This window comes from Bartonella sp. HY761 (assembly GCF_026743145.1).
GTDB lineage: Bacteria > Pseudomonadota > Alphaproteobacteria > Rhizobiales > Rhizobiaceae > HY038.
This window is the reverse complement of record NZ_CP104887.1, coordinates 934,969-958,844: the sequence shown is the minus strand read 5'-3', so window position 1 is coordinate 958,844 and position 23,876 is coordinate 934,969. Positions and strand designations below refer to the sequence as shown.

The following is a 23,876-nucleotide window of genomic DNA, read 5'->3' as shown; positions in this document are numbered from 1 at the left end:
TATATTAACTACATATCATTTAAAAAATCGCTTCAAATATTGTGTTGCAGCACGCACAATCGTGCGGCCAAGTGCATTAGCCGCAGATCGCGTTGCTGACTTAATTGCAGCTTCGCCAACGCTTTGCCGATTGCTTGCACGCGGTGCCCGCTGTGTTTGACGCGATTGCTGTTGTTGTTGCTGCTCGCCAGCTTGCATCATTTGATCCAACCTGCGCCTTGTTGTTTCATCGTGGCTTTCTTGTTCATATTGCCCATAGACAGGACTTTGCGAGATTAAATTTTGCCGTTCTTGAAGGCTTATTGGTCCAATTTGCGAAACTGGAGGACGCATTACAACCCGCTCCACCATAGAAGGCACGCCTTTTTCTTCCAAGGTTGAAACAAGAGCTTCACCAGTTGCAAGATTGGAAATGACGTTAAACGTGTCAAAGCGCGGATTTGGTCTAAAAGATTGCGCCGCTATTTTTACCGCTTTCATTTCATTAGGCGTATAAGCACGCAGGGCATGTTGAATGCGATTGCCAAGCTGCGCCAAAACACTTTCAGGAATATCTGCCGGACTTTGTGAGATGAAATAAATGCCAACGCCCTTGGAACGGATAAGCCGCACCACTTGCTCAATGCGATCAACCAGCGCTTTGGGTGCATTATCAAACAGTAAATGCGCTTCATCAAAGAAAAATACAAGGCGCGGCTTTTCCGGATCGCCGATTTCTGGCAATTTTTTAAATAATTCCGACATCAACCAAAGCAAAAATGTTGAATAAAGACGCGGATTATTCATCAATTTTTCAGCAGCCAACACATTGACAAAGCCACGTCCATCAATTTGACTGCGCATAATATCGGCAAGACGCAAAGCAGGTTCGCCAAAAAACAACTCGCCGCCTTGGGTTTCAAGCACCAGCAATTCACGTTGGATTGCACCAAGGGACGCCTTGGAAACATTGCCATAACGCGCAGAAACGTCTTTACTTTCCTGCGACAGGTAATTTAGCATGGCCCGTAAATCACTCAAATCTTTTAAAACAAGCCCTTCATCATCGGCAATTTTGAAAGCAATATTAAGTGCGCCTTCTTGTGCGGCGGTAAGATTTAGCAAGCGCGACAATAATAGCGCACCCATTTCACTAATTGTTGCGCGGATCGGGTGGCCTAACTCGCCAAATATATCCCAAAACACAACCGGGCTTGCTTGCATTACCATATCATCGAGACCAACATCGTTAGCGCGTTGCGTGATTTTTTCCGACTTTGTGCCAGCTTTTGCAATACCCGATAGATCACCTTTCACATCGGCACAAAAAACCGGTACGCCCTGCGCCGAAAATGATTCAGCCAATACTTGCAACGTAATGGTTTTACCCGTTCCTGTTGCTCCCGTCACAAGACCATGGCGATTGGCATATTTTAGCCAAAGATATTCACCATTTTTTTGGTTTTGATCCGCGCCATCATAAGCACCAAGAAAAATTTTGCCCTGCTCTACCATATTCATACTCCTGAATCTGATAAGCAATAGCACAAATTCGCTTAAATAAACCTAACAAAATGCAAACAATCATATCACTAAGTTGATTATTTAAACATCAGCTCAATAAAAAACTTATATTAGCAGATTGATTTTATTATCTAAATGAAAAATCGTTACATTTTTCCCAAATTTTAAAATTTGGCATCACCTTGTAAATAAAATTGATGACCGATAAATTTGCGTGCCGCCATTAGATCATAACCACCCGCAACCGATATCATATCATTCACTTTGACCTTTGCATTAATACCGATATTTGCTGATGAACGACCCGCATTTTCTCCTTCACTGATAAAGCTCATATTGCTTGCATCACTGAAACTTGAACGCAAACCAACTTTATTATCCAAAACTTCATAACGATAAAGCCCATAAGCATTGAGTTCAATATTGCCGCTAGTGACAACCATAATATCTGCTCCGATATGGGGCCGCATGGAATTAACATTTTTTGCATCAACACTAAGCGGAATTGCGCCGCCATGCTCTTTATAGCTACCAAGACGCACAAGGCTATAATCCAAACCAACTTTGGGTAGAAGACGCGCATTTACCCCAATATCATAGCTAAGCACCATTTGGGCGGTTAAACGACCACTATTAACATCAAGATCAGCCTGATTGCGGCCACCCAAAGTATCACTGCGGTTTTGATCATATCGACTAAAGCCATAAGCACCAATCAAGTTGAAACTTGGGGTAAAATTTTCTGTCAAAGCAATATTATCGGTTTTAAGTCCAGCAGTTAATAAAAAGCTATTGCTCTTTGCGTCATAACCATCGGCGCCCGATAAATCACCATGAAGATAACCAACACTTGCACCCAAAATGATTGTGTCAAGCCGGTGGGTAAAACCCGCAGATATACCACCATAATTTGCATCAAGTTTAGAATGAGATGTATCTACGGCACGATATCTATCCGCAGCTCCCATTGGCCTTGCCCAATAGGTCATTTGTGAAAGACCATTTTTAGTATTTCCATTCACCAACCGATCACGCGTTTTTGGCAGAGCTTGCAAAAACGGTGTTGAATCTTGTGATGATGATGCTTGCGGTTCAACATAGGCAAGCGGAGCTTGCAAAACGGGTACTTCTGTCTGCTGTGCAGCTTTATCAATTTCGCTTTGTAAGCTTAAGGTCATACGGTCATGCATTGCCATGGTTAGGCTTGGTAATCGTGTCGTATCATGGGCGGTTAAGCTACGCGCATGCTGCTCTAACTCTTTTTCGTTACGGCTATTATATAATTTATCAAATGCACGGTTTAAATTTGCATGTGAAGCATTTTTACTATCAAGCCGCAAAATATTTTCTAGTGAAAAACTAGCATTTTTATTGGCGCCAGATAATAAATGTGAAGGCAAAAGCAAATCACCGCCCGTATCATTGGATCCATTTGAACCATTATCGTTTGGTTGATTACCACCACTATTTACCCAACTATTGTCGTTATCATTAATATTGGTATTATTTCCAGGCTCGCTATTACCAGCCGTCGAGCCACTGCTTTCGCTTTCATGGCTACCATTGCCACCACTTTCATTACTGCCATTACCACCGGTTGAACCGCCGCTTTGATTTTCATTACTGCTATTTCCACCAGCTGAACCGCCACTATCGCTTTCACTGCCATTACCACCAGTTTCAGTTGGATTTTCACTGCTACCATTACCACCGGTTGAGCTACCATTTTCATTTTCGTCGCTGTTATCACCACCACCGGTATTTCCTGTACTTTTCGGTGTCATCACCAAGCGATAATCTTGGTTACCTTCACTTAATACAAGCTGATAATTATAAAAAAGGGTTTCACCGGCAACATTTTCTGGTGCGACATCAAACTGCCCTGCTATTGGATTGCTTCTACTTTCTAAAAAAGGAGAATTGATTGAGGACGTTGCGGCACTTCGTCCCATTCCATAATTAGATGACAAAACTGTAGCAGTATTGGCAAAACCAAGCTGAAGCTTGGCTCCATCCTCAATAGTAACAGTACCAAAACTCATTAAACCAGATTTTTGCTTCGCCGCATCAAGATCAATAATAGTTTCAACAACCGCATCCTTACCAAAAAAAGCCGAACTATTGTCATCACCATATACAGCCCAACCTTGAGCGGCTTCAGAATTTTGGCGTAAATAAAGATTGCCTGCCTGCATATTGAACTGGCCCGAACCTATATCAATCGCCCTGCCATTATCGCTAGCTAGAAGATCAAGGCTACCACCATTTATGGTAACCCTTTCACTTTTAAGACCAATACTATTGTCACCCCTAGCAACAATTTTAACGCTACCATCATCAAGCGTAAAACCCGATGTTGAGTCATTGCTATTCGCAATTTCGATGCCTGTACCTGCCTCACTTACATCAATAGAAAGATTGCCTTTAATGAGCTTAACCCCGCCTTGCTCAAGATATAGACCTTTACCGCCTGTTTTTGCGAGAATAGCTAAATCACCACCATTTTGCGTGAAAGCTTCACCAAAATCATTTTCCGCACCACTTGCCTTCGAAACACTTCTTAACCCAACACCATTTTTTTGCGCATTGATCCGAATTTGACTATCATCACCGAATAAAACATAGCGGGCATCTTTTTCAAGAAGAACACCTGTTGAGCCCAATCCATCAGCCAAAATTATATTACTACCGGCACTTTGTGAAAAACGCCCACTTACTACTGCACCCGTTGATTGACGTGCATTTTGAGGGTTTAACGCCGTAATACTAAGAGTACCACCATTTAAAATATATTCACTTCCACTAACACCAACACCACCTCTGTTAAAAATATTGAGATGTCCTCCTGCTTGACGCACACTACCTTGCCAGCCAATTGGTAATGCATTTTTTGCGCTTTGCCCAACGCTAGTCTCAATCGTCACTGCGCCATTTTCTAAGGTTAAATCGCCCTTTACTGCAGTGCCAGCTGTGGCCGAGGCACTAAGCCGACCAGTTAGCATATCGACAACGACATTATTGGCTTTCAAACCAACTTGACCGTTAACTTGTGAAGAAATCTCAGTATGCCCACCTTGCTGCAAAAACCTACCAACTTCGAAAGAAAGTCCAGGACCCGCATCAACTATTAAAGTGCCATCTTCAATTACAAATTGATTAACCTTAAAATTATCGCTACGTCCAGTGTTGTTATTTTGCCCATTTAAGTGCAATGCAATATCAGGATGATTGGTGTTTAGCCTATTTAAAGTCGGATAAGATGCGCTTTCTCCATGATCATACAAAACATAGCTTGTATTAGCTTCGCTTGGTATTTTTAAAAAATAATTGCCATCGCCATTGCTATTAACAAAGTTTGCAAAATTACTCGGAGCAATAGCCGTTTCATTTGCGTCAGCCGAAAAAGCAATACTGTAACCACCATCGATTAGCGCCAGAGATACAATGCCAGTTGCAACAAGTGCAAGCATAGCACAACCAGAATTGGCCTTACGCTGGAAAGATTGTAAAACATTACAAACGATCAAATTGTGATTAAATGCCATAAGTCCCTCTCTTCAACTTGCAGTTGAAGCATAGGCATAATAACGCCCCGCAACATAAAAGCATAAGAAAAATACCTAGCTTATGCTGGGTATAGAATAACAAATATTAAAAGTTAATACTATATTAAACTTTAGAACATTTAATGAACAAATTAAATATAACTTAATTTTTTATAAAAACTTTAAATAATAATAAACATTAAATTGCATAAATACAAAAAAAATACAACTAAAGATTGATTTATATTTTAATAATAAATATAAAAAATAATTTATAATTATATAAATTTCAACTTAATTATATTTGCTAAAATTTAAATACTAAATAAACTAATAATAATAGAATTTATCACCACAACAATAGCAAGCGATATCGCATAAAATTCTAAACCACTGAAATAAATGAGAGTTAAACAAGTTAAGAAAACTACCATTTCGGCCATAATTCGCGGTAAAAAGGCCAAGCGGTTAGGTGCTTTTGGCGCTATATAAGTTGCCCAAAAAACAATAATCATTATTGGCAAAATCAAACCACTACCAAATTTAAAAATGGCTTGATCAAATCGACTAAAGCCGCAATAGCATAGAGACGCGATTATTAATAATTCTAATAAAAATCTTAGACTATCATTAATAAGTTTAACAAAATTCAAAATATTAGCTTTCAAATGAATAAAAAAGCGCCGCTATTTTTAATAGCAGCGCTTAATCCTCTCTCTTTAATTGCAGTCTTCACATGTGTGGATGCAATTATTCCCACTCAATCGTACCAGGTGGCTTTGATGTCACATCATAGACAACGCGATTAATGCCGCGCACTTCATTGATAATGCGGGTTGCAGCACGGCCTAGGAAATCCATATCATAATGATAGAAATCAGCTGTCATACCATCAACCGAAGTTACGGCACGCAAAGCACAAACAAATTCATAAGTGCGACCATCACCCATAACACCAACAGTTTGCACAGGAAGCAATACAGCAAAAGCTTGCCAAATCACATCATAAAGGCCGGCTTTGCGAATTTCATCCAGATAGATTGCATCGGCTTCACGCAAAATATTAAGTTTTTCACGGGTAATGCCACCTGGACACCGAATAGCAAGACCAGGACCAGGGAAAGGATGGCGTCCGATAAAGTTAGCAGGCAAACCAAGCTCGCGACCAAGCGCACGCACTTCATCTTTGAACAATTCACGCAAAGGTTCAAGCAATTTCATATTCATGCGCTCAGGCAAGCCGCCTACATTATGATGGCTTTTAATGGTAACCGAAGGTCCGCCAGTAAAGGAAACGCTTTCAATAACGTCTGGGTAGAGTGTACCTTGCGCCAAAAATTCTGCACCGCCGATTTTTTTGGCTTCCGCTTCAAATACTTCAATAAACAAGCGACCAATGGTTTTGCGCTTTTCTTCCGGATCACTCATCCCTTCGAGGGCATCAATAAACATATCGGATGCGTCAACATGCACAAGCGGAATATTATAGGTCTCACGAAACATTGAAACAACTTCCGCGGCTTCATTTTTGCGCAACAAGCCGTGATCGACAAAAATACAAGTAAGCTGATCGCCAATTGCTTCATGAATAAGAACGGCAGCAACAGAAGAATCAACACCGCCGGATAGTCCACAAATAACTTTTGCGCCACCAACTTGTTGACGAATTGCCGCAATGGCTTGCTCACGATAGGCGGCCATTGTCCAATCGCCTTTAAGACCGGCAATTTTATGAACGAAATTTTGGATTAGCAAATGGCCATCAGGTGTATGGACAACTTCTGGATGAAATTGTACGGCATAAAAATGACGCTTCTCATCAGCAATGGCGGCAAAAGGTGCGCCTTGCGATGTTCCAATGACCTTAAAGCCTTCTGGCAAGGCAACCACACGATCGCCGTGGCTCATCCACACTTGATGACGCGAGCCTTTTTCCCAAACGCCGTCAAATAATGGGCTATCTTGGTCAACTTGCAAAAAAGCACGACCAAATTCGCGTTCATGGCCAGCCTCGACCTTGCCACCCAATTGCTCGCACATGGTTTGCTCACCATAGCAAATGCCAAGAACTGGAATACCAGCTTCAAATATTTCTTGTGGTGCACGCGGGCTACCAATATCTGTGGTAGAATGCGGGCTACCCGATAGGATAACGGCTTTTGGCTTTATGCGATGAAAGCCTTCGACTGCCGATTGAAAAGGAACGACTTCAGAATAAACGCCAGCTTCACGCACACGTCTTGCAATAAGCTGCGTTACTTGGCTGCCAAAATCGATAATAAGGATACTGTCAGGATGTTTTGTGCTCATGCATAGCAGATAATGAATTTCGGCAAAAAATGCAATTGTCTTAATCGTAATATCCTACCACATTTGTAGAAATCCACATCAAGACGATGTGTTTAACCTTGCTTAAACGCAGTACAAGAACTTTTATTACCCCAAAGGCATCAAAATAGCTTTGATAAAGGGTAAATAAAACTATGCTAACAGACCAAATGCGAGCTTTGATCAAGTAGCTAAGCTTATTTAAAAATCCTTACATAACGCTAATTCAATCACTTAATAATCAAGACTAGAATCAGGATTACAAACAAGATCACTGATGCTTTTGGCAGCTAAGGCCTGCCTCTTTTGTGCGTCATTTGCACATGGACGCAAATTGGTAATAACATCATAGCCTTTTTGCTTCAAACAGCCTTGTACATAACGCCAACGCAGATTTTCATTGCGATCAACTGTTGAATAGGTTGGTGGAATATAAACACCGCCAACCCTACGACAAAAAGCACCGCCGCCGCCAGTACCAACACAACTCACATAACCTGGGTCATAAAACCCACCATTGACAGTTGTGCTTAACTCTGCAGGTACTTGCTTGAATGATGCTATCTTACAGCGATCAAGGTCGCCTTGCTTTTGTGCAAGCGTTGCACCTGGCTTAAATAATGCCGTATGAGACATTGTCCCACAAGAAGCCAATAAAGCTGTCAAACCGAAAAATGATAGAAATAGTTTTTTCTTCATAGCACCACCCACATAATATTAAAATCATAAGCGATATTATTGATGCTGTCTATCATTATCAAACATTGTCTATTGGCTTTTCTCCAATTTATGCAAGTGGGCGGCGCATTTGATAGGCCTGTTAGCACCTATACACACTCAACACACAACCAATTAGAATAGCTTTAATAAAGACCAATAAAAAGAAGTTTACTTCACCGGCATGCGTAAGCTCACAATGGTCCCCTTGCCCTCCCGTGAGAAAATACGCAATGTACCCCCATGCAACTCAATCAATGAACGCGAAATAGCAAGGCCAAGACCAGAGCCGGTATGGGTTTTGGTAAATTGATTTTCCACCTGCTCAAATGGCTGCCCTAATTTGTTTAAAGCCGTCTTTGGAATACCCACGCCACTATCAGCTATCGTTACAAACAACATTTTGTTTTTAATGGAACTATGAACGGATACATGACCACCAGCTGGCGTAAACTTTACCGCATTGGATACTAAATTTAAGAAAATTTGCTTCAAAGCGCGACTATCGGCATACATGGGCATGGTTTGAGCAACTTTGGCTGCCAGTGCCACATGTTTTTCTTGTGCGGTAATTGCCATAATACGCAAAGTATCGCTCATTACGGTTGCAGCATCGAGCTGTTCACGATCAATGGAAAAACGACCAGCTTCGATTTTTGACATATCAAGAATATCATTAATCAATGTCAATAAATGCGTACCCGATTTAGTAATATCTTCCATATATTCATTATAGCGCTCATTGCCAAGCGGTCCAAAAGTTCCTGCGCTCATCATCTGTGAAAAACCGATAATTGCATTAAGTGGCGTACGCAATTCATGAGACATATTAGCCAAAAATTCAGATTTGGCGCGGTTTGCACTTTCAGCACGGTCTTTTTCTTCCTTCAACTGTTCATTAAGAAGTGAAACCTGCTCAGTCTTTTGTTTTTGTGCCGTGCGCGATGTACGCAACTCAGTCACGAAATTATACAAACGTTTTTGCACATCTATCGCTTTTTGCGCAGCCTCTTTAAGGGCAGAAATGTCCGTACCCACCGAAACAAAACCACCATCCTCAGTGCGCCGCTCATTTACTTTTAGCCATTTTCCATCAAGAAGTTTACGCTCATAAGTAGTATTACCTTCTTCGTCCCCCTCAAGCACGGTTTCAAGAAGCGGAGCACGCGCTTGTGCCTCAACATAGGTACGAGAAGCGCCGGGCACCAATAGATTGGCTGATAAGGCTGCATGTTCTCTATACTTGCTATTTGACATAACAAGACGTCCATCAGCATCCCAAAGCACAAATGCTTCTGAAATATTTTCAATAGCATCGCGAATACGTCGGTCAGCTTTAGCGGTTTGTTCTGCAAATTGATGCTGTTCGCTAACATCGAAAGAAATACCAACAAGATGCGGCTCATCACTACCTGCAACCTCAGCGCGAATACGCATCCAAACATTATGGCCATCGCTATGACGCATCGGCACATTAATATCAATATGATCAACTTCACCGTTCATCGCACGGCGCGCAACATCATAAAGATCAAAATCTTTCGGATCTACGACAGCGGCAACCTCAGATACTGAAAGCAACGCATCATAAGGACGATAGCCCAACATCTCATACATAGAACGCGACCAATAGATACGACCACGGGCCATATCCCAGTCCCATAAGCCGCAACGACCACGCACCATAGCCGTATCAATACGTTGCTGTATGCGATCGGCGATAGCATCGGCATCGCGCGCTCTTGTTGCTTGACTGAAATAGGCATAGAGAATGGCCAACATTACCCCAACAGTACCAGCAAAAAGCGTAATATTGAGCGATAAGGTTTTACGCCAATCAGCGAGCATTTTTTGCTGAGACAATGCAACAAAGATACGGTAACCAGCAGTTTCGCTCATAGCCGCATAGGCAGGATCATTATTAATCAGAACGTTCATAATACCTGCACCTGCCCCCATAACAAATAAAGCGGGTGTGTCACTTACCTGATCAGAAAGCAGCTTTCCAATCAGCGGTTCAAAACCAGATGCTGCAACAACAACGCCATTAGCATCGACAATAGCAATAACGGCGGCAGGATTTACTAAACTTGCACTACGAAAGCGCAACAAAATATCCTGCAGGGCTGCATTAGACAATCTACCTTTCGACCCGTCATTAACTGCCGCAACACGATCAATTGCTGAAGCTATATGGCCGGTTGAAAGCGTCAACGCCGCACGCGAACTGCTTTCAATACCCACACGCCACTCATAAAGAGAAAGACCGCGAACCAGTGCCAAAATAATAAGGAAAAAAGCTATAAGCAAAGGGATAGAGCGCCGCATCCAAGGCTCAATCCTCAACATTCTTTTATAAGCTGGACCTGAAATAAGGTTTACATGCGCAGACATATCCAACCGATGCTTTACCGGCTTTTTTTTGTCAGCAAATGCTCCTTTGGCCGCGTCCAACGCGTCCATTCTTGCCATAGGCGGCCCCTCTTCCAAAGATTAGAAATCACTGCAACTGATTCGCATATACAGCACTTGAATAGCTGCAATGAATCAAAACTGATTCGCTATGTCCAGCATTTTCTTAACTTTAGCTTAACTTTTATTCATAACGTATAAATACCATTAATAACCAGTCACTTAAGCGATAATAGTTTTTTCTTTTCAAAAATATCATATGCGATAAATGATCCTAACGGATATTTGAAAATATGTTTTGCAAACACATCTAAAATTAAAAAAGCAAAGACAACAAAATAAAAAATATAGCGCTGCAAACATTTTTAAAGGTTTCAATAACTAAAACTCACAAATAAGTGCATTTCAAAATCCATGTTAGCGCTCTATTAAAAAAGAATATTGAACAAATGCTGCATTTTTTTTTAATATGATAAAAGACCAATCAATATAGTTATCAATAGTGTAAAGGCATTTTTGGAGCAATAAGGGCAAAAACCTAAATCAACCTCTACTTATCGACCATGTACTAAAACCGAAAAATTAAGGCGCGCAACCACTTTTTCACTAAATGGATGCGCTTAAAACACCATGAGATTGTTGAGTTAACTAATACCCATCAATTTTGCCAATAAACCAATGACAACTTGATAGAGTAAACAATGCACGCAATTGAAATTTGGCTAGAAGCCTGTATTCAACACTATGGAATATTCGCCTATTTCTTTATTCTGTATTTTGAATCCTTGGGGTTACCTTTACCTGGCGAAAGCGGATTAGTGGTTGGATCATTGCTCGCCGCCGCTGGCAAGCTAAGCTTACCTGGCTTATTAGTAGCCTGTTTTTTGGGAAGTGTCCTTGGCGATTGTACCGGATATGCAATCGGTCATTTTGGAGGTAAAAAGCTTTTGCTGCGCTACGGCTATTTGATTAAACTAACACCCGAACGGCTAGATAAATTTGAAAACCAACTGAACCAAAAAGGTTTTTTCTTTGTTGCAACCGCAAGATTTATTGTAATTGCACGACAATTGAATGGCATCATTGCAGGATCAGGCGGTATGGCATTCCATAAGTTTTTTATTGCTAATATTATCGGATCTGCAGCTTGGACACTTGTTTGGGGAGCCGGCCCCTATATCGTGAAAGTTTTTTTCTCATAAAACAATAAAATTAAAAAATTCTTCAAACTTATAATAAAATATTATAATAAAATACTATATAAATATTTAAAATTTATTTTAAAATGCCACCACAATAAATAAGTGAAAGTATATTTTTGTTTACCACCATAGAACAAAAACACTTTTAAATATGATTGTGATATTGTAAACATAAAAAAGAATATGCGCTCTAGGTAAACCAATATTGTAATTATCACATAAATTACAATGTAAAAGGATGAATGATGAGGCCCGAGGATATTGCAGCCGTCCGGCAATTAGAATTATTTGCCAATGTGAAAGAAGAAACCTTTCAATCATTGATCAATGGGGGCTTTTTACAAAATTTTCCAGAAGGCGTTGTTTTAATCCATCAAAACCAACGAGCAGATTTTTTATATATTTTAATTGAAGGCAATATTGAGATGTTTTCCTATACAGAGGAAAAGCAAACCATCCTTGATATTGTTGAGCCAGTAGGCCTTTTCATTCTAGCGGCAGTTTTAAATGACGATGTATGCTTGCAATCAGCGCGGACTTTAAGCAACGCAACAGTGCTAATGATACCAGCAGAACAAGTTCGCCAAGCGATTGAAGAAGATATAACCTTCATGCGTGCCGTTGTCCGCGAATTGGCAAAACGTTATCGTCATACGGTTAAAGAACTCAAAAACCAAAAATTACGTTCATCATCTGAACGGTTGGCCAATTTTCTTATTAAATTTGCCAAACAGCAAAATCAAACCCATTTCATCGATTTACCATGTGAAAAGAGGTTAATTGCACGCTACCTTGGCATGACAGCCGAAAACCTTTCCCGCTCATTTTCGCAACTCGCCAAACATGGTATTAAAGTTGATGGCTCTCGCGTTGTCTTTGTTGACATGCATAAGCTTGAACTTTTCGCCCGACCCGACCCGCTAATTGATAAAATTGAGCCGCAATAATAGTAGTGAAAAAATAGAGCTAAAACATTATTTCTCTATTTCTTTATGCCTTACCACGTGGTGCTTGCTTCATAAAATTTGTGTACTGCAAAATAGCGCTTAATTAAAGGCCATCAACACATATATTTGAAGCATCATCTTCGTAAGTTAGTTTTTTAATTTTGATAAAAATTGGATTTACAGTCGTTTTATGAGCACACTTATAAAGCTTGAAATAGTCAAACATCCAATAACTTAAATAGTTTTGCTCAAGCATCATATCTCCACCTACTATCTTAACACTGCTCGCGTCCTTTTACCGCAGATCAAATGCAATTGATGAAGATAAATCCGTATCCCAAGATTACAACCAGCTAATATTTTTTCCTAAATAAGGTTAAGTTGTTCGCAATTTTTTGAAGAAAATTTTGCAGCGATCAGCATTTTCGTAAACTGAAAGTTGCACAGGCAAAATTGCGTAGCCGCCGCACTACTAAACTTAACAAATTTTCCTTTTAACGACACATAAAAGAAAAACTTACAACTATTGACAAGCTATACCTGATCATCATTGAGCCCACCTGCTTGAAGCTAACGATATATTAGGATTTTCACCGGATTAAATGCTTTATGACAATAGCGCGCTCTATTACCGACGTTAGCAAAGCTTCCTCCTGAAAGGAAAAATTGCCATATTGCGTCAATGCTGCTATCGACGTTAATTCCTTTACAGCTGCAACAGCCCGCTCGTCCTGAAGACTGATCTTGTCGTATTGACTTTGAAAATATTGAACTGTTTCAAAGCGGCTATTTTTCTGTAATTCACTTATCAAAATACCAATATCAACCAATAATTCCGCATACATAAAAAAACACCCTAATAAAACAAAAGCCCGCTTTTGCTGAACAAAAGCGGGCTTCATTTTTTTAAATCAATAAAACTTATTCCGCAGCAGATGCGTTTTCAGTCATATCTGTAAGCATTGCACTTGCTGTTTCCGCGCCAGTTGATTTACGACGCTCGTCAACGATAAGATCATCACGAGTTGTAGCAATGCGGCGGATTTGTGCCATACTACCACCAGTACCTGCAGGAATAAGGCGGCCAACAATGATGTTTTCCTTCAATCCTTGCAATGTATCAATCTTACCTGCAACTGAAGCCTCAGTAAGAACACGGGTTGTTTCCTGGAAGGAAGCAGCCGAGATAAACGAAGGTGTTTGCAAGGATGCCTTAGTAATACCAAGAAGTACTGGATTACCAAGTGCAGGTGCTTTACCTTCTTCGATCAAGCGTTCATTAACTTCTTCAAGTTCGATACGGTCAATATGATCACCAACGATGTAGCCAGATTCACCAGATTGAGTAATTTCAACCTTCTGCAACATTTGACGTACAATAACTTCAATATGCTTATCATTGATCAACACGCCTTGTAAGCGATAAACTTCCTGAACCTCATTAACGAGATAAGAAGCCAAAGCCTCAACACCCTTAATAGCAAGGATATCATGCGGTGCTGGATTACCATCAAGTACATAATCGCCTTTTTCAATCTGATCACCATCCTGGAAGTGGAAAGGCTTGCCTTTAGGGATCAAATATTCTGCTGGCTCTTCTGTATTATCATCTGGCTCAATAAGGATACGGCGTTTGTTTTTGTAGTCGCGTGCAAAACGGATAGTACCACTGATTTCAGCGATAACCGCATGGTCCTTTGGACGACGTGCTTCAAACAATTCAGCAACGCGTGGAAGACCACCGGTAATATCCTTAGTCTTGGTGCTTTCCATTGGCAGACGGGCAATAACATCACCTGCTTGTACGTGGGCACCAGGTTCAACTGATAAAATAGTTGCCATAGACACCATGTAACGAGCTTCACCACCACGAGCAAGCTTTGCAATTTTGCCTTTCTTATCGGTAAGGATAATAGCAGGCTTCAACTCTGCACCGCGTGGATTTGCACGCCAATCAATAACCTGACGCTTGGTAATACCTGTAGACTCATCGGCGGTTTCTGTCACAGAAAGACCATCGATCATGTCTTCAAAAGCAATATAACCTTCAACTTCAGTTAAGATTGGGCGGGTATATGGATCCCACTCGGCCAAACGTTGACCGCGTTTTACCACATCGCCATCATCGACAAACAGATGAGAACCGTAAGACACACGATGTGAAGCACGTTCTTTACCTGTTGCATCCTTAATAAGGATTGCCATATTACGGCCCATAACCACTAAATTACCTTCAGAGTTACGAACAACGTTGCGGTTACGCAACTCAACATGGCCTTCGTAAGAAGCTTCAAGATAAGAAGAATCCACAACCTGCGCTGTACCACCCAAGTGGAAGGTACGCATGGTTAGCTGAGTACCTGGTTCACCAATCGACTGCGCAGCGATAACACCAACAGCTTCACCTTGGTTAACTGGCGTACCACGTGCAAGATCGCGACCGTAACACTTAGCGCAAACACCATAACGTGTTTCACAGGTAAGAGCCGAGCGAATCTGAACCGTTTGAATACCAGCTTCTTCAATCTTTGCAACGTCAGCCTCTTCAATCATGCGACCAGCTTCAACAATGATTTCACCCGAAATTGGATGAAGAATGTCAAGCAAGGCTGTACGACCAAGCACGCGCTGACCGATTGATGCAACGATCTGACCCGCATCGACAATTGGCTGCATGGTGAGACCCTTAACCGTGCCGCAATCCACTTGCGAAATGATTGCATCTTGTGCAACATCCACAAGACGACGTGTCAAGTAACCAGAGTTAGCAGTTTTAAGCGCCGTATCAGCAAGACCTTTACGTGCACCGTGGGTTGAGTTGAAGTACTCATTCACGGTTAGGCCTTCTTTAAAGTTTGAAATAATCGGAGTTTCGATAATTTCGCCAGAAGGCTTAGCCATAAGACCGCGCATACCACCAAGCTGCTTCATTTGGTTTGCAGAACCACGAGCACCTGAATGCGACATCATATAAATCGAATTCATCTGTTTTTGACGACCCGTTTCTGGATCAAACTCAACAGCTTGAATGCGCTTCATCATTTCTTCAGCAACACGGTCGGTACATTTACCCCAAGCGTCAACAACTTTGTTGTATTTTTCGCCTTGAGTAATCAAACCGTCATTATATTGTTGCTCATATTCTTTTGCCAATGCTTCCGTTTCAGCAACAAGGCGAGCCTTGCTATCAGGAATGACCATGTCATCTTTACCAAACGAAATACCGGCGCGACAAGCATGAGCAAAACCAAGCTGCATGATACGGTCACAGAAAATCACTGTTTCCTTCTGTCCACAATGACGATAGACGTGGTCAATCATCTTTGAGATATTTTTCTTGGTCAATTCTTGGTTGACAATATCAAATTGGACATTTGGATTTTTGGGCAGCAATTCACCAACAATAAGACGACCTGGTGTCGTATCATAAACTTTTGATACCCAATTGCCATTTTCATCAAGATTCTTGTAGCGACCCTTGATCTTGGTGTGTAGCGTCACAGCTTTGGTTTCCAAAGCATGACTTAACTCACCTTGGTCAGCAAAAATCATGCCTTCACCTGGCTCGCGCTCGGCTTTAATCGAAAGATAATAAAGACCAAGAATCATATCCTGTGATGGCACAATAATTGGCGCACCATTTGCAGGGTGCAAGATATTATTGGTCGACATCATCAAGACGCGAGCTTCAAGCTGAGCTTCAAGCGATAATGGTACGTGAACAGCCATCTGATCGCCATCAAAGTCAGCATTAAATGCTGTACAAACAAGCGGATGAAGATGGATAGCCTTACCTTCAATCAAAACTGGTTCGAATGCTTGAATACCAAGACGGTGAAGAGTTGGCGCGCGGTTAAGCAACACTGGATGCTCACGAATAACTTCGTCAAGAATGTCCCAAACTTCTGGACGTTCTTTTTCCACCAATTTCTTGGCCTGTTTCACAGTAGAGGAGTAACCCTTGGCATCAAGACGCGCATAAATAAATGGCTTGAACAGTTCAAGCGCCATTTTTTTAGGCAAGCCACATTGATGCAATTTAAGTTCTGGACCGGTCACGATAACTGAACGACCTGAATAGTCAACGCGTTTACCGAGCAAGTTTTGACGGAAACGACCTTGCTTACCCTTAAGCATATCAGAAAGAGATTTCAACGGACGCTTATTAGCACCGGTGATAACGCGGCCACGACGACCATTATCAAACAAGGCATCAACCGCTTCTTGAAGCATACGCTTTTCGTTGCGAATAATGATACCAGGCGCGCGCAATTCGATCAAACGCTTTAAGCGATTGTTACGATTGATAACGCGGCGATAAAGATCATTCAAATCTGAAGTCGCAAAACGACCACCATCAAGTGGCACCAATGGGCGCAAATCAGGCGGAATAACCGGTACGATTTTCATAATCATCCATTCAGGACGATTACCAGATTCAAGGAAGTTTTCAACGATTTTCGAGCGCTTCAACAATTTCTTTTGTTTTAACTCAGAAGTTGTTTCGGCAAACTCAGCCCGTAAATCACCAGCAATTTTTTCAAGCTCCATTGAAGCCAAAAGCTCATAGATAGCTTCCGCACCAATTAAAGCTGTAAATTGGTCTTCACCAAATTCATCAACTGCCATCATATATTCTTCTTCAGAAAGCAATTGATGTTGCTTCAATGAAGTAAGACCGGTTTCGGTTACGATGTAGTTTTCAAAATAAAGTACGCGCTCAATATCCTTTAATGGCATATCAAGCAAAGTACCAATACGACTTGGCAGTGACTTTAAGAACCAAATATGAGCTACAGGTGCTGCAAGCTCAATATGGCCCATACGTTCACGACGAACGCGTGAAAGCGTTACTTCAACACCGCATTTTTCACAAATAATGCCCTTATATTTCATACGCTTATATTTGCCGCAAAGACATTCATAGTCCTTGATCGGGCCAAAAATACGGGCGCAGAAAAGACCGTCACGTTCTGGTTTAAACGTACGGTAATTAATGGTCTCTGGCTTCTTGATCTCGCCATAAGACCAGGACAGAATCTTCTCAGGACTAGCAATCGAAATTCGAATAGAATCGAATGTCTGAGCTGTCGTCTGAGGATTGAAAAGATTCATGACCTCTTGGTTCATGCCGTTCTCCTTAAGACTCTTCAAAATCGAGTCTGCTGTGATGAGCGATCCGTCATCTCAATAAAAATCGGTTTTAAACAGGAATAATTTAGATCAGAAAAATCCTGCTTTGCCCGTTTTAAGCTGCAACAGCTAGATAAGACAGGCAAAGATCACGCCAGAAATCTGGCATGATCTTTATTTTCGGCATTTTATTCGGCCGCATCCGGCAGAGCATTTTGCGCAGCAATCAACTCACTGGTATTATCAAGCTCTACATCAAGGCCGAGTGAACGCATTTCCTTAACAAGCACGTTAAAGCTTTCAGGAATACCGGCTTCAAACGTATCATCACCACGGACAATCGCTTCATAAACCTTGGTACGCCCAGCAACGTCATCGGACTTAACGGTGAGCATTTCCTGCAAGGTATAGGCGGCACCATAAGCTTCCAAAGCCCAGACCTCCATTTCACCGAAACGCTGACCACCAAACTGAGCTTTACCACCAAGCGGTTGCTGGGTAACAAGCGAGTAAGGTCCGATAGAACGAGCATGGATCTTATCATCAACCAAGTGGTGCAGTTTAAGCATATAAATATAGCCAACTGTTACCTGACGATCAAAAGATTCACCCGTACGACCATCATAAAGCGTAACCTGACCAGAGGTCGAAAGACCTGCTTGCTCAAGCGCATCATTGATGTCTGGCTCGTGAGCACCATCAAAGACCGGTGTTGCAATGCAAACACCATGCTTCATTTGATCTGCAAGACGCACAACGCTGTCTTCATCATAATGACGCACTGGCTCATTACGGTCATTATCCGGAATGATTGCCTCAATACGATGACGCAATGGCGTTACATCGCCTGATTGCTTATAGAGTTCTAGCATTTCACCAATCTGCTTGCCCATACCGGCACAAGCCCAACCAAGGTGGGTTTCTAGAATCTGTCCAACATTCATACGACTTGGTACGCCAAGTGGGTTAAGCACGATATCTACGTGGGTACCATCTTCCAAGAATGGCATATCTTCAACGGGAAGAATGCGTGATACCACACCCTTATTACCGTGACGACCAGCCATCTTATCACCTGGTTGGATTTTGCGCTTAACAGCCACAAAAACCTTAACCATTTTCATGACACCAGGCAGCATTTCATCGCCGCGCTGTACCTTCTCAACCTTATCCATGAAGCGCTGTTCAAGACGCTTTTTAGATTCGTCATATTGAGTGCGCATAGCTTCAAGTTCGCTTTGAAGTTTTTCATCTTCAACAGCAAATTGCCACCATTGCGAACGCGGATACTCGTTCATGATGTTGGCATCAAGGGTGGTACCCTTTTTGAAGCTCTTAGGACCAGCGATAGCAACACGACCGGTTAATAGATCAATAAGACGCGCATAAACGCTACGATCAAGAATTGATTGTTCGTCATCACGGTCTTTTGCTAGACTTTCAATTTCTTCTCGTTCAATGGCCATTGCACGTTCATCTTTTTCAACGCCATGGCGGTTGAAAACGCGTACTTCCACAACAGTACCAAAAGTCCCTGGCGACATACGCATTGAAGTATCACGAACGTCTGAAGCTTTTTCACCGAAAATCGCGCGAAGCAATTTTTCTTCCGGTGTCATCGGACTTTCACCCTTAGGCGTAATCTTACCAACAAGAATATCACCTGGCTGAACTTCGGCACCGATATAAACAATACCGGCTTCATCGAGATTCTTAAGCGCTTCTTCCGAAACATTTGGAATATCGCGAGTAATTTCTTCAGGTCCAAGCTTGGTATCACGAGCAGCGACTTCGAATTCTTCAATATGGATTGAAGTAAAGACGTCATCGGCAACAATACGCTCTGACAACAAAATCGAATCTTCGTAATTATAGCCATTCCAAGGCATAAACGCGACCAGCACGTTACGACCAAGAGCCAAGTCACCAAGATCAGTCGATGGACCATCGGCAATGATATCGCCTTTTTCAATGCGATCACCAACGGTTACCAATGGACGCTGATTGATACAGGTCGATTGGTTGGAACGCTGGAACTTTTGCAAGCGATAAATATCAACGCCAGATTTGGTTGGATCCAAGTCTTCCATCGCGCGGATAACCACACGAGTAGCATCTACTTGGTCAACAATACCTGTACGTTTTGCAACAATAGCCGCACCAGAATCACGAGCAACCACGGCTTCCATACCAGTACCAACAAAAGGTGCTTCAGAACGTACCAAAGGCACGGCCTGACGTTGCATGTTGGACCCCATCAAAGCTCGGTTCGCATCGTCGTTTTCCAAGAATGGAATAAGCGCCGCAGCAACAGAAACAAGCTGCTTTGGCGAAACGTCCATCAAATCAACATGGTCTTTAGGGGCCATGAGAACTTCGTTAGCGTGACGACAAACAACAAATTCTTCGGTAAAGCGACCTTCACCATCCAAAAGCGAATTAGCCTGAGCGATATAATGCTTAGACTCTTCCATTGCTGAAAGATAGATAACATCACTTGTTACCTTACCGTCGATAATTTTACGATATGGGCTTTCGATAAAGCCATATTTATTAACGCGGGCAAAAGTTGCAAGCGAATTGATAAGACCAATATTTGGACCTTCAGGTGTTTCAATCGGGCAAATACGACCATAATGGGTTGGATGCACGTCGCGTACTTCAAAGCCAGCACGTTCACGTGTTAAACCACCAGGTCCCAATGCTGACATACGACGCTTATGTGTAATTTCAGACAAGGGATTGGTCTGATCCATAAACTGTGAAAGCTGAGAAGAACCAAAGAATTCACGTACCGCAGCGGCAGCTGGCTTCGCATTGATCAAATCTTGCGGCATAACCGTATCGATTTCAACCGAAGACATACGCTCTTTAATAGCGCGCTCCATACGGAGCAAGCCGACGCGATATTGATTTTCCATCAACTCGCCGACGGAGCGAACACGTCTATTTCCGAGATTGTCGATATCATCAATCTCACCGCGACCATCGCGCAATTCGACCAACATCTTCAATACTGCAACAATATCTTCTTTACGCAAAACGCGAATAGTATCAGGACAGTCAAGCTCAAGACGCATATTCATCTTGACGCGACCAACAGCCGATAAATCATAACGCTCTGCATCAAAGAACAATGATTCAAACATTGCTTCGGCAGTATCTAATGTTGGCGGCTCACCAGGACGCATCACACGATAAATATCAAACAATGCTTCTTGACGGCTTTCATTTTTATCTGCAGCCAAAGTATTGCGAATATAGGCGCCAACATTAACGTGATCAATATCGAGAATATTGATTTCGTCTTCACCGGTATCGAGAAGAATCTTTAACGATTTTTCGTCCAGTTCATCGCCGGCTTCAAGGAAGATCTCACCAGTTGAATAATTAACAATATCTTCCGCAAGATAAGAACCTAAAAGATCGTCATTGGTTGCTTTAACGGCTTTAAGTCCATTTTCAACCAATTGCTTCGCAGCACGTGTTGTAAGCTTGCGACCAGCTTCAGCAACAACCTCACCGGTGTCAGCATCAATCAAATCTGCAACAAGCTTGACGCCTTTAAAGCGATCAACCGAAAACGGAATACGCCATTCTTCGCCATCACGAACATAATGTATCGTATTATAATAGGTAGAAAGGATTTCCTGCCCATCCATACCCAAAGCCATTAGCAAGCTAGTGACTGGCAATTTACGACGACGATCTATACGAGTGTAAATCACATCTTTGGCATCAAATTCAATATCGAGCCATGAACCACGATAAGGAATCACACGCGCGGCAAATAATAATTTGCCAGATGAATGGGATTTACCTTTATCATGGTCAAAAAACACACCGGGGGAACGGTGCATCTGCGATACAATAACGCGTTCTGTACCATTAACGATAAATGTACCGTTATCAGTCATAAGCGGCATATCGCCCATATATACATCTTGCTCTTTAATATCCTTAATGGATTTAGAGCCAGTATCTTCATCAATATCAAACACGATTAAACGCAACGTCACTTTAAGTGGCGCAGCGTAAGTCAAATCACGTTGACGACATTCTTCAACATCGAACTTGGGGGCTTCAAATTCATAACGAACGAATTCGAGCATTGAAGCGCCCGCAAAATCCGTCATTGGAAATACTGATTTGAATACCGCCTGCAAGCCTTCATCCGGACGCCCACCTTTTGGCTCATCAACCATAAGGAACTGATCATATGATGACTTTTGAACCTCAATAAGGTTCGGCATCTCAGCTACTTCTGGGATTCTACCAAAAAATTTGCGTACGCGCTTACGACCGTTGAATGATAGGGTCTGAGCCATCGTCGCTCCTCGATCTTTGCTCCATTGGCGGCCACACCTTTGGAGCTGCTTCCATTGCACCACATCACCAAGATTGTAGTGCTATACCGATCGGCATTTTCACCCATTCAACCGGTAAAATATGCCCAGAATATAAATCCAAATTTAAGCAATACTACCGCCCAATTGATTTGGATCCTTTAACGGGTTAAACCCGTTTCCTGACAGCCACCGAACTGTCAGGAAAAGGGTTCGTTCCAACTTAAATTAAACCGGCGAGTTTCCCCGCCGGAATAAATATATTACTTAAGCTCAACCTTAGCGCCAGCTGCTTCAAGAGTAGCTTTAACTTTTTCAGCTTCGTCTTTAGAAACACCTTCTTTAACAGGCTTAGGAGCACCGTCAACGAGGTCTTTCGCTTCTTTAAGACCAAGACCGGTAAGACCGCGAACTTCTTTAATAACGTTAATTTTCTGTGCGCCACCATCAACAAGAATTACGTCGAATTCTGTCTTTTCTTCTTCAGCAGCAGCTGCAGGACCAGCAGCAGCAGCTACAGCTACAGGAGCAGCAGCAGAAACGCCCCACTTTTCTTCAAGCATCTTTGAAAGCTCAGCAGCTTCCATAACAGTTAATGCTGAAAGTTCTTCAACGATCTTTGCGAGATCAGCCATATTATATTCCTAACTAATTAAAAGATTTGAACTATTGACAGCGAGAAACGGCCTTAAGCCGCCTCGTTCTTCCGAGCATATGCACCAACAACGCGAGCAAGTTGACCTGCAGGCGCCTGAGTGACCAATGCGATACGTGTAGCTGGGGTTGAAATCATACCAACCAACTTGCCACGAAGCTCGTCGAGTGAAGGCAAGGAAGCCAAAGACTTCACACCATCAGCATCGAGGGCAGTCGCACCCATTGCACCACCAAGAATAACCAATTTGGCATTCGTTTTAGCAAAATCTACAGCAACTTTAGGTGCTGTAATTGGATCAGCAGCATAAGCAATAACAGTTTGTCCGGTGAACAAACTAGCAATAGCTTCTGATTCAGTGCCCTGAAGAGCGATTTTGGCAAGGCGGTTTTTCGCGACTTTAACGGAACCACCTGCTGCGCGCATCTTCGTACGAAGATCATTAATCTGCGCAACAGTGAGACCGGAATAGTGGGCCACAACGACAGAACCGGACTCATTAAAGGTCCCATTGAGCCATGTGACAAATTCGCGTTTTTCCGCTTTTTCCACTGTCTCTCTCCAATTAACGGACTTGCACCTTTGCAAATCCATCGGGTTGCCTTTGCCACATGATAATCACGTGACTATCGAGGATCCTGTCCCCTTCTTCATGCATACACAATCAAAGGCAACTCTGGTTCAAACTTTCCAATTAGAAAAATCCATCAAAAAGCTCTACTAACCCAGTCTCATGCAGGCTTCACAGATTAAGATATAAGAAAAATCTTACACCACCCGCAATCTCGGACAGGATGTTCCGGAAGATTTCCGGTATTTTGCTTCTAGCAAAAAAGACCTCCTGATTCTAAAAATCAGGCGATCAACATTTCGCATGTATAACTTTCACAACTAAATTGCAAGCATAAGGTTATAAATTCATTAAAATAATTACAGTCAACCAATATCGACACCCGATGCAAACTACATAACGCCTTCAGTTAAAAAAAGACATGCTTATAAATATGACCTATGTCACACCGAGAAAATTTCAAGCTTGGGATTTTGCAAAGGGAAAAAAATTCTATAAAAAAGCACCCGGGAACAAT

14 protein-coding genes are annotated in these 23,876 nt (G+C 42.1%); 2 read left to right on the top strand and 12 right to left on the bottom strand.

The genetic code is table 11. The features are described 5' to 3' along the window. Window positions 1-15: 15 nt before the first annotated feature. From N6A79_RS04005 to N6A79_RS03985, 6 genes are all read right to left on the bottom strand, one after another. Window positions 16-1,494, bottom strand: coding sequence for a helicase HerA-like domain-containing protein (locus tag N6A79_RS04005; protein WP_268547085.1), 1,479 nt, complete (start codon window positions 1,492-1,494; stop codon window positions 16-18). 173 nt (window positions 1,495-1,667) lie between these two features. Continuing rightward, the gene (locus N6A79_RS04000) at window positions 1,668-5,048 is read right to left on the bottom strand and encodes an autotransporter family protein (RefSeq protein ID WP_268547083.1); all 3,381 of its coding nucleotides are present in this window, start codon (window positions 5,046-5,048) and stop codon (window positions 1,668-1,670) included. Window positions 5,049-5,362: 314 nt separating this feature from the next. After that, complete coding sequence (locus N6A79_RS15860; RefSeq protein ID WP_442784248.1) at window positions 5,363-5,701, bottom strand: YrdB family protein; 339 nt, start codon at window positions 5,699-5,701, stop codon at window positions 5,363-5,365. Window positions 5,702-5,798: 97 nt separating this feature from the next. Next, window positions 5,799-7,358: a glutamine-hydrolyzing GMP synthase gene (gene guaA, locus N6A79_RS03995; RefSeq protein ID WP_182419013.1), complete on the bottom strand. Its 1,560-nt coding sequence runs from the start codon at window positions 7,356-7,358 to the stop codon at window positions 5,799-5,801. Between the two features lie 252 nt (window positions 7,359-7,610). After that, window positions 7,611-8,075 (bottom strand): hypothetical protein, encoded by a 465-nt coding sequence (locus tag N6A79_RS03990; protein WP_182419012.1) that lies wholly within the window; start codon window positions 8,073-8,075, stop codon window positions 7,611-7,613. 189 nt (window positions 8,076-8,264) lie between these two features. After that, on the bottom strand, window positions 8,265-10,565 hold the full coding sequence (locus N6A79_RS03985) for a sensor histidine kinase (RefSeq protein WP_268547080.1): 2,301 nt from the start codon (window positions 10,563-10,565) through the stop codon (window positions 8,265-8,267). A gap of 641 nt (window positions 10,566-11,206) precedes the next feature. Between N6A79_RS03985 and N6A79_RS03980 the strand changes: the two genes are divergently transcribed. Beyond that, window positions 11,207-11,707, top strand: coding sequence for a DedA family protein (locus N6A79_RS03980; RefSeq protein ID WP_268547078.1), 501 nt, complete (start codon window positions 11,207-11,209; stop codon window positions 11,705-11,707). 242 nt (window positions 11,708-11,949) lie between these two features. Continuing rightward, window positions 11,950-12,654 carry a cyclic nucleotide-binding domain-containing protein gene (locus tag N6A79_RS03975; RefSeq protein ID WP_246708136.1) on the top strand — a complete coding sequence of 235 codons (705 nt, stop codon included), beginning with the start codon at window positions 11,950-11,952 and terminating at the stop codon, window positions 12,652-12,654. 103 nt (window positions 12,655-12,757) lie between these two features. Here N6A79_RS03975 and N6A79_RS03970 read toward each other — a convergent pair whose 3' ends face one another. The 6 genes from N6A79_RS03970 to rplJ all read right to left on the bottom strand — a co-directional run bounded on the left by N6A79_RS03970 (window position 12,758) and on the right by rplJ (window position 23,340). Continuing rightward, window positions 12,758-12,913, bottom strand: coding sequence for a hypothetical protein (locus N6A79_RS03970; protein WP_268547076.1), 156 nt, complete (start codon window positions 12,911-12,913; stop codon window positions 12,758-12,760). A 331-nt stretch (window positions 12,914-13,244) separates the two neighbouring features. After that, a complete protein-coding gene (locus tag N6A79_RS03965; RefSeq protein ID WP_268547074.1) occupies window positions 13,245-13,499 on the bottom strand; it encodes a hypothetical protein in 255 nt (84 codons plus the stop codon). 76 nt (window positions 13,500-13,575) lie between these two features. Beyond that, the gene (rpoC, locus tag N6A79_RS03960) at window positions 13,576-17,784 is read right to left on the bottom strand and encodes a DNA-directed RNA polymerase subunit beta' (protein WP_182419008.1); all 4,209 of its coding nucleotides are present in this window, start codon (window positions 17,782-17,784) and stop codon (window positions 13,576-13,578) included. Window positions 17,785-17,975: 191 nt separating this feature from the next. Next, window positions 17,976-22,115 carry a DNA-directed RNA polymerase subunit beta gene (rpoB, locus tag N6A79_RS03955; RefSeq protein WP_182419007.1) on the bottom strand — a complete coding sequence of 1,380 codons (4,140 nt, stop codon included), beginning with the start codon at window positions 22,113-22,115 and terminating at the stop codon, window positions 17,976-17,978. Between the two features lie 281 nt (window positions 22,116-22,396). Continuing rightward, window positions 22,397-22,768, bottom strand: a complete 372-nt coding sequence (gene rplL / locus N6A79_RS03950; protein WP_182419005.1) for a 50S ribosomal protein L7/L12 — start codon at window positions 22,766-22,768, stop codon at window positions 22,397-22,399. 53 nt (window positions 22,769-22,821) lie between these two features. Beyond that, window positions 22,822-23,340: a 50S ribosomal protein L10 gene (gene rplJ / locus N6A79_RS03945; protein ID WP_182419630.1), complete on the bottom strand. Its 519-nt coding sequence runs from the start codon at window positions 23,338-23,340 to the stop codon at window positions 22,822-22,824. Between the last annotated feature and the right edge of the window lie 536 nt (window positions 23,341-23,876).

Bases quoted from the DNA above. Each gene is read 5' to 3' on its own strand.
- N6A79_RS04005 (WP_268547085.1), bottom strand. From the start codon at position 1,494: ATGGTAGAGCAGGGCAAAATTTTTCTTGGTGCTTATGATGGCGCGGAT.
- N6A79_RS04000 (WP_268547083.1), bottom strand. From the start codon at position 5,048: ATGGCATTTAATCACAATTTGATCGTTTGTAATGTTTTACAATCTTTC.
- guaA (WP_182419013.1), bottom strand. From the start codon at position 7,358: ATGAGCACAAAACATCCTGACAGTATCCTTATTATCGATTTTGGCAGC.
- N6A79_RS03990 (WP_182419012.1), bottom strand. From the start codon at position 8,075: ATGAAGAAAAAACTATTTCTATCATTTTTCGGTTTGACAGCTTTATTG.
- N6A79_RS03985 (WP_268547080.1), bottom strand. From the start codon at position 10,565: ATGGCAAGAATGGACGCGTTGGACGCGGCCAAAGGAGCATTTGCTGAC.
- N6A79_RS03980 (WP_268547078.1), top strand. From the start codon at position 11,207: ATGCACGCAATTGAAATTTGGCTAGAAGCCTGTATTCAACACTATGGA.
- N6A79_RS03975 (WP_246708136.1), top strand. From the start codon at position 11,950: ATGATGAGGCCCGAGGATATTGCAGCCGTCCGGCAATTAGAATTATTT.
- N6A79_RS03970 (WP_268547076.1), bottom strand. From the start codon at position 12,913: ATGATGCTTGAGCAAAACTATTTAAGTTATTGGATGTTTGACTATTTC.
- N6A79_RS03965 (WP_268547074.1), bottom strand. From the start codon at position 13,499: ATGTATGCGGAATTATTGGTTGATATTGGTATTTTGATAAGTGAATTA.
- rpoC (WP_182419008.1), bottom strand. From the start codon at position 17,784: ATGAACCAAGAGGTCATGAATCTTTTCAATCCTCAGACGACAGCTCAG.
- rpoB (WP_182419007.1), bottom strand. From the start codon at position 22,115: ATGGCTCAGACCCTATCATTCAACGGTCGTAAGCGCGTACGCAAATTT.
- rplL (WP_182419005.1), bottom strand. From the start codon at position 22,768: ATGGCTGATCTCGCAAAGATCGTTGAAGAACTTTCAGCATTAACTGTT.